At 71.9% G+C, this 6,057-nt stretch carries 5 protein-coding genes; all 5 read right to left on the reverse strand.

Translation table 11 applies throughout. The annotated features are described in order from the left end of the window. The coding region (locus tag B7767_RS28020; RefSeq protein WP_218775825.1) for a wax ester/triacylglycerol synthase family O-acyltransferase at positions 1-230 on the reverse strand (230 nt) is incomplete at its 3' end. 232 nt (positions 231-462) lie between these two features. Further along, positions 463-3,093 carry a PA14 domain-containing protein gene (locus tag B7767_RS28025; RefSeq protein WP_085574607.1) on the reverse strand — a complete coding sequence of 877 codons (2,631 nt, stop codon included), beginning with the start codon at positions 3,091-3,093 and terminating at the stop codon, positions 463-465. Positions 3,094-3,298: 205 nt separating this feature from the next. Beyond that, positions 3,299-4,519, reverse strand: coding sequence for a glucose-1-phosphate adenylyltransferase (gene glgC, locus B7767_RS28030; RefSeq protein ID WP_085574608.1), 1,221 nt, complete (start codon positions 4,517-4,519; stop codon positions 3,299-3,301). A gap of 51 nt (positions 4,520-4,570) precedes the next feature. Beyond that, entirely contained in the window at positions 4,571-5,722 is a 1,152-nt protein-coding gene (glgA, locus tag B7767_RS28035; RefSeq protein WP_085574609.1) for a glycogen synthase, read from the reverse strand. A 38-nt stretch (positions 5,723-5,760) separates the two neighbouring features. Further along, a partial coding sequence (locus B7767_RS28040) for a (2Fe-2S)-binding protein (protein ID WP_143652666.1) occupies positions 5,761-6,057 on the reverse strand: 297 nt, incomplete at its 5' end.

A 6,057-nucleotide genomic window follows, 5' to 3' on the forward strand; every position in this document is an offset into this window, starting at 1 on the left:
CGCAGCGCCGACAGCGGGCGCCGCAGGGTGAGCGGCTGCCAGGTGTCGCGGATGCGCATGCGCAGCCCCGGCACGGCGGCGGCCCGGGACGCCAGCAGGTCGGCCGCGTGGGCCGCCGCGGAGGGCGAGCCCGCGGAGAAGACGCCGAGCGCCGCGAGGTGCATGGGGTGACCGGCGGACTCGATGTTCCAGAACGCCAGGTCGAGAGGGGCGAGCGGATCTGCGGTCATGGGCGGGGCCTCGCGTCGACGACGGGAACGGATCAGCAGTCAATCGCTCCCGGCCGATTACGGTCAAGTACGATCTGGCTACGCATAGTCAACAGCATGTGACGTCTTCGCCCCTTCCGCCGGTGCGGCGGAAGGGGCGGGACGGGGTGACGGATGGGGCTACCGCGGCGCGATCACCGCCGCACGGGTGACGGACGCCACCCGGACGGGCGCGGCCCTCCGGAGGAACGGTTCATCGCGCGGTGCCCCCCGCCGTCGGGCAGCCCGCGGGCCGCGCCCGTGAGGCGTCCCGGACCAGGGCCTCGTGGGCGGCCTTCACCCGGGCCACGTCCGGCTTCATCACGCGCCGGTCGTAGGTGAGCAGACCGTTGAGCTCGCCCTCGACGTCCGTGATCTGGGTGTAGACGGCGCCGTTGCCGCCCAGACACATCAGCGCGCGCACCTCGTCGAGCTTGGTGAGGTAGTCATCGGTGTAGGTCGCCGGGTCCACGTCGACGTACGACTGCTGCACGGACCAGGCGTGTCCGGGCACCGCGAGTCCCAGGCCGCCGTACTCGCCGCTGACCAGGGCGCGTTTCCCGTCCGGACGGGGCGGCAGCGCGGGGCTGGGGTATCCGTGCTCGTCCATGATGTCGCCGGCGTTCCCGTCGGCTCCCAGGTTGAGCCCGGACTGGTTGTTGACCAGCCGGCTGGGGTCCCAGGCCTTGGCCTGTTCGGCGATCCGGCCGATGTCGTACTGGCCCCAGCCCTCGTTGAAGGTGACCCACATGACGACCGACGGGCTGCTGATGTGCTCGTCGATCATCTGCTTCATCTCGCGCTCGTAGCGGGCGCGGGCCTCGGCGCCCGGGTTCTTCCCGGCCGTCATGGCGGGCATGTCCTGCCACACCAGCAGTCCGAGCCGGTCGGCCCAGTGGAACCAGCGGTCCGGTTCGACCTTGATGTGCTTGCGCACGGAGTTGAAGCCGAGCCGCTTGTGCGCCTTCAGGTCGTACGCGAGGGCCTCGTCGGTGGGCGCGGTGTGCAGTCCGTCGGGCCAGAAGCCCTGGTCGAGGGTGGCCATCAGGAAGACGGGCTCGCCGTTGAGGACCGTGCGCGGCACGCCGTCGATCTTCTCGACGGTGACGGAGCGCATCCCGAAGTAGCTGCCGACGCGGTCGGCGCCGACGGTCACCTCCAGGCGGTACAGGAACGGGTCGTCGGGCGACCACAGGCGCGGGTCGTGGATCCCCAGGGCGAGCGGCTCGCCGGTGCGGCCGGCGGCCGTGGCGACCTTGCGCCGCCCCTCGTACGCGGTCGCCCTGACCGGTACGCCGTCCCGGACGCCCTTCGCCTCCACGGTGAGCCGCTCGCCGGGCACGTCCGGGACCAGCTTGAGGGAGTCGACGTGGTCGCGGGCGACGGGCTCCATCCAGACGGTCTGCCAGATGCCCGAGCTGGGGGTGTACCAGATGCCGCTGGGGTCCAGGCGCTGCTTGCCGAGCGGCGGGTTCTCGCCGTCCGCGGCGTCGGTCGGGTCGTACACGCCGACGATGAGTTCCTGGGTGCGGCCGGGCTTCAGCGCGTCGGTGACGTCGGCGCCGAACTTGTCGTAGCCGCCCTCGTGCGTGGCGACCTTCGTGCCGTTGACGTACACCTCGGAGCGCCAGTCGACGGCGCCGAAGTTGAGCCGCAGGCGCCGGTCGGAGCCGATGCGCCAGTCGCGGGGCACGGTGAAGGTGCGGCGGTACCACATGCGGTCCTCGTGCCGCTGGACGCCGGAGAGCCGGGACTCCACCGGGTACGGGACGAGGATGCGCTCCTTCAGCGTCCTGCCCACGGGCGGCTGCTCGCCCTCCTCGGCGGCGGCGAACTGCCAGCGGCCGTTGAGGTTCCGCCACTTCTCACGGGTGAGCTGCGGGCGCGGGTACTCGGGGAGGGCGTTGTCCGGGCCCACCTCGTCGGTCCACTCGGTGCTCAGCTCGTGGGTCGAGCGGTTGGGGCCGCTGCTCAGGAAGGCGTCCACGGGGTCGCCGTCGGCGGCGGTCAGGCCGCCCTGTCCGTCGTAGCGGATGTCGGCGCTGCCGCGGGCCGTGCCGGTCCTGTTGCCGACGACGGGCTCGGCGAGCGTGACGAGCAGCGCCTTCGGGTCGGCCGGGTCGGGCCGCGCCGACTCCAGGGGCCAGTCGGCGCCGCCGATCACCGCGTCGAAGTGGTCGGTGAAACCGGCCGGGGGCGCGGCGAGCGGCCGGGGGAAGTCCAGCTTCAGGGTGCGGCCGGAGGCGAGGACGGTGGCGGCGAGGGCGCCGTCGTAGTCGAAGCCGTCCGGGAGGCGGAACGCCGACTGCGGTACGGGCTCCTTGCTGCCGCCGGGCTCGGTCCAGCGCAGGTGGAAGTTGGAGCCGCCGTAGTGCTCGAAGTACTCGACCTTGATGTCGTGGGCGCGGCCGGCGGTCAGTTCGACGGGCTCGGCGGTCTGTTCGCGGTCCCAGTCGTCGATCCAGTGGTCGATGGCGATCTCGCCGTCGATCCACAGGCGGAAGCCGTTGTCGGCGCTGACCGAGAAGGTGTGGGCGCCGGTCCGCTCCGGCACGATCTTCCCGGTCCAGCGGACGCTGACGTCGTCCGACCGGCCGGTGGTGAGGTTCAGGCGCGGCTCCAGGTTGTCGAAGTCGAGGCCGGGGTCGAAGGCGGTGGCCTCGAGTCGGTGGAAGTCGAAGGCGCCGGGGGCGGACTGGGTGTAGTACTCGCCCTTCAGTCCGTGGATCTCCACCGGCTCGTCCTGTGCCGCGGTCGCGGCCGGGACGGCCGCGGTGAGTCCGGTGACTCCCAGCGCGGCGGCCAGCAGAAGCGCGAATCGGTTCCTGAGTCGTCTGATGCGCACGGATCCTCCGTCGGTGAGGAAGGTGACGGCTCGCTGCTCAGTACGTGTCTCTGATGCTGTGCGTGTTCTGTTCTGTGCGCTGCACTCACTCGTACAACGTTGTCAAAGAACAGTACTTGGCATAACAGCACGGATTCCGTCATCCGTCCAGGGACATGACAAAGGCCCCGGTGGTCACAGCCGACCGGGGCCTCCCACTCCGTCCCTAGGGCACGAGCTGTCCCTTGCCCAGCGCGATCACCCCGCCCTTGGAGACCGTGTACAGCTCCGCGTCCCGCTCGGGGTTCACGCCGATCGTCGCGCCCGGCGGCACCTCGACGTTCTTGTCGAGCACGGCGCCGCGCACCACCGCGCCCCGCCCGACGTGCACGTTGTCGTGCAGCACCGAGCCCTGCACGACGGCCCCCGGATCGACGACCACGCCCGGCGACAGCACGGACCGGGTGACCTGGCCCCGGATCAGGCAGCCGGCGCTGATGATCGACTCGCTCGCCATGCCGCCCGCGTTGAAGCGGGCCGGGGAGAGCTGGCCGGAGTGCGTGTAGACGGGCCACTGCCGGTTGTAGAGGTTGAACGCGGGGCGCTCGGCGATCAGGTCCATGTGCGCCTCGTAGTACGCGTCCAGCGTGCCGACGTCGCGCCAGTAGCCCTGGTCGCGGCTGGTCTCGCCGGGCACGTGGTTGGAGCTGAAGTCGTACAGGTGGGCCTCGCCCCGCTCGGTGAGCTGGGGCAGGATCGAACCGCCCATGTCGTGCGCCGAGTTCTCGTCCTCGGCGTCCCGGTGGAGGGCCTCGACGAGCGCCTTGGTGGTGAAGATGTAGTTCCCCATGGAGGCGAACACGCACTCGGGGTCGTCGGCCAGTCCGGGCGGGTCGGTGGGCTTCTCCAGGAAGCGGTCCACGGACCGTCCGTCCGGGCCCGGCGTGATCACACCGAAGGCGGAGGACTCCGAGCGCGGCACCCGTATCCCCGCCACCGTGACCCCGGCCCCGCTCTCGATGTGCTGGGCGAGCATCTGGCGCGGGTCCATGCGGTACACGTGGTCGGCGCCGAACACGGCCACGTGCTCCGGCCGTTCGTCGTGGACCAGGTTCAGCGACTGCAGGATCGCGTCGGCGCTGCCCAGGTACCAGCGCGGGCCGAGGCGCTGCTGGGCGGGGACCGGGGTGACGTAGTTGCCGAGCAGACTGGACATCCGCCAGGTGGTGGTGATGTGCCGGTCCAGCGAGTGCGACTTGTACTGCGTGAGCACGCAGACGCGCAGGATGTCGCCGTTGACCAGGTTGGACAGCACGAAGTCGACCAGGCGGTACGTGCCGCCGAAGGTGACCGCCGGTTTCGCGCGGTCCGCCGTGAGGGGCATCAGGCGCTTGCCCTCGCCGCCCGCGAGCACGATTCCCAGGACCGAAGGACCTCCACGACGCACGGTCGCTCCCCTCACGCCGAATTTTCCCAACACTGCCCCGGACGAGCGGGACTAAGCCTGTTTGAGGATCTCCTCGTAGAGCCCGGCCGTACGGCGGGCCACCGCGCCCCAGCCGAACTCCGAGACCGCGCGCTCCCGGCCCGCCTCGCCCATCCGCCGTGCCGCCCCCGGATCGCCGAGGACCGAGTCGAGCGCCCGCGTGAGGCCCGCCTCGAAGCCGTCGTCCGCGTCCACGAGTACCCCGGTGTCGCCGTCCGCCACGACCTCGGGAATCCCGCCGACCCGGGAGGCGACCACGGCGGTGCCGCACGCCATGGCCTCCAGGTTGACGATGCCGAGCGGCTCGTACACCGAGGGACAGACGAACACGGCGGCGTGCGTCAGGAGCTGGATCACCTCGGGCCGCGGCAGCATCCGCGGGATCCAGTGCACGCCCTCGCGGACCCGGCTCAGCTCCTCGTACAGCTCGCGGAACTCCCGGTCGATCTCGGGCGTGTCCGGGGCGCCGGCGCACAGCACGACCTGTGCGGCCGGGTCGATGCCGCGCACCGCCCGCAGCAGCTGGGGCACGCCCTTCTGCCGGGTGATCCGGCCGACGAACAGCACGTACGGGCGGGAGCGGTCGAGACCGATCCGGTCCAGGGCGTCGGTGCCGGGGTCGGGGCGGTACAGGTCCGTGTCGATGCCGTTGTGCACGACGTGCACGCGGGCCGGGTCCAGCGCCGGGTAGGAGGCGAGGATGTCGTCGCGCATGGCGCCGGAGACGGCGATCACGCCGTCGGCCGCCTCGACGGCGGTGCGCTCGGCCCAGCTCGACAGGTCGTAGCCGCCGCCGAGCTGCTCGGCCTTCCAGGGGCGCAGCGGCTCCAGGGAATGGGCGGTCATCACGTGCGGGACGCCGTACAGCAGCTTGGCGAGGTGGCCGCCGAGGTTGGCGTACCAGGTGTGGGAGTGGACGAGGTCGCGGCCCTGGAGGGCGGCGGCCATGGCGAGGTCCACGGAGAAGGTGCGCAGCGCGTCGTTGGCGCCGTCGAGCGCGCTCCAGGGGCGGTGGCGCAGCACGCCGTCCGCCTTGCCCTCGCCCCAGCAGTGCACCTCCAGGTCCACCAGGGGCCGCAGTCCCCGGGCGAGGAACTCCACATGGACTCCCGCGCCGCCGTACACGTCCGGGGGGTACTCCCGTGTCAGCAGTCCCACTCGCACCCGTGAACCCCCTGTCTGAGCGGACGTTCCCTTCATGGTCACCCAGACGGGGCGCGTGGGGAAGAGCGGGGCGGCCGTACGAGGCAGCAGTCGCCGCAGACGCCCCCGCCGGGCACCCGGTAGTACAGACAGCAGCTGCGGCGCCGGAAGGCGGTGCCCGTGAGGGTTCCGGTCCCGGCGAGCAGGGGGTGCGCGAGGAGTTCGGCCGCCAGGGAGACGGCGCGGGCGGCGACGTCCGTACGGCCGTGGCGGCGCCCCCAGCGGTCCAGTTCCCGGGCGGCGCCCGCGAGCGCGGAGGCGGCGTTGCCGCGCAGCAGGCCCGGTGCGGGGCGGTG

The sequence above is a fragment of the Streptomyces sp. 13-12-16 genome, from assembly GCF_002114215.1.
Lineage (GTDB): Bacteria > Actinomycetota > Actinomycetes > Streptomycetales > Streptomycetaceae > Streptomyces.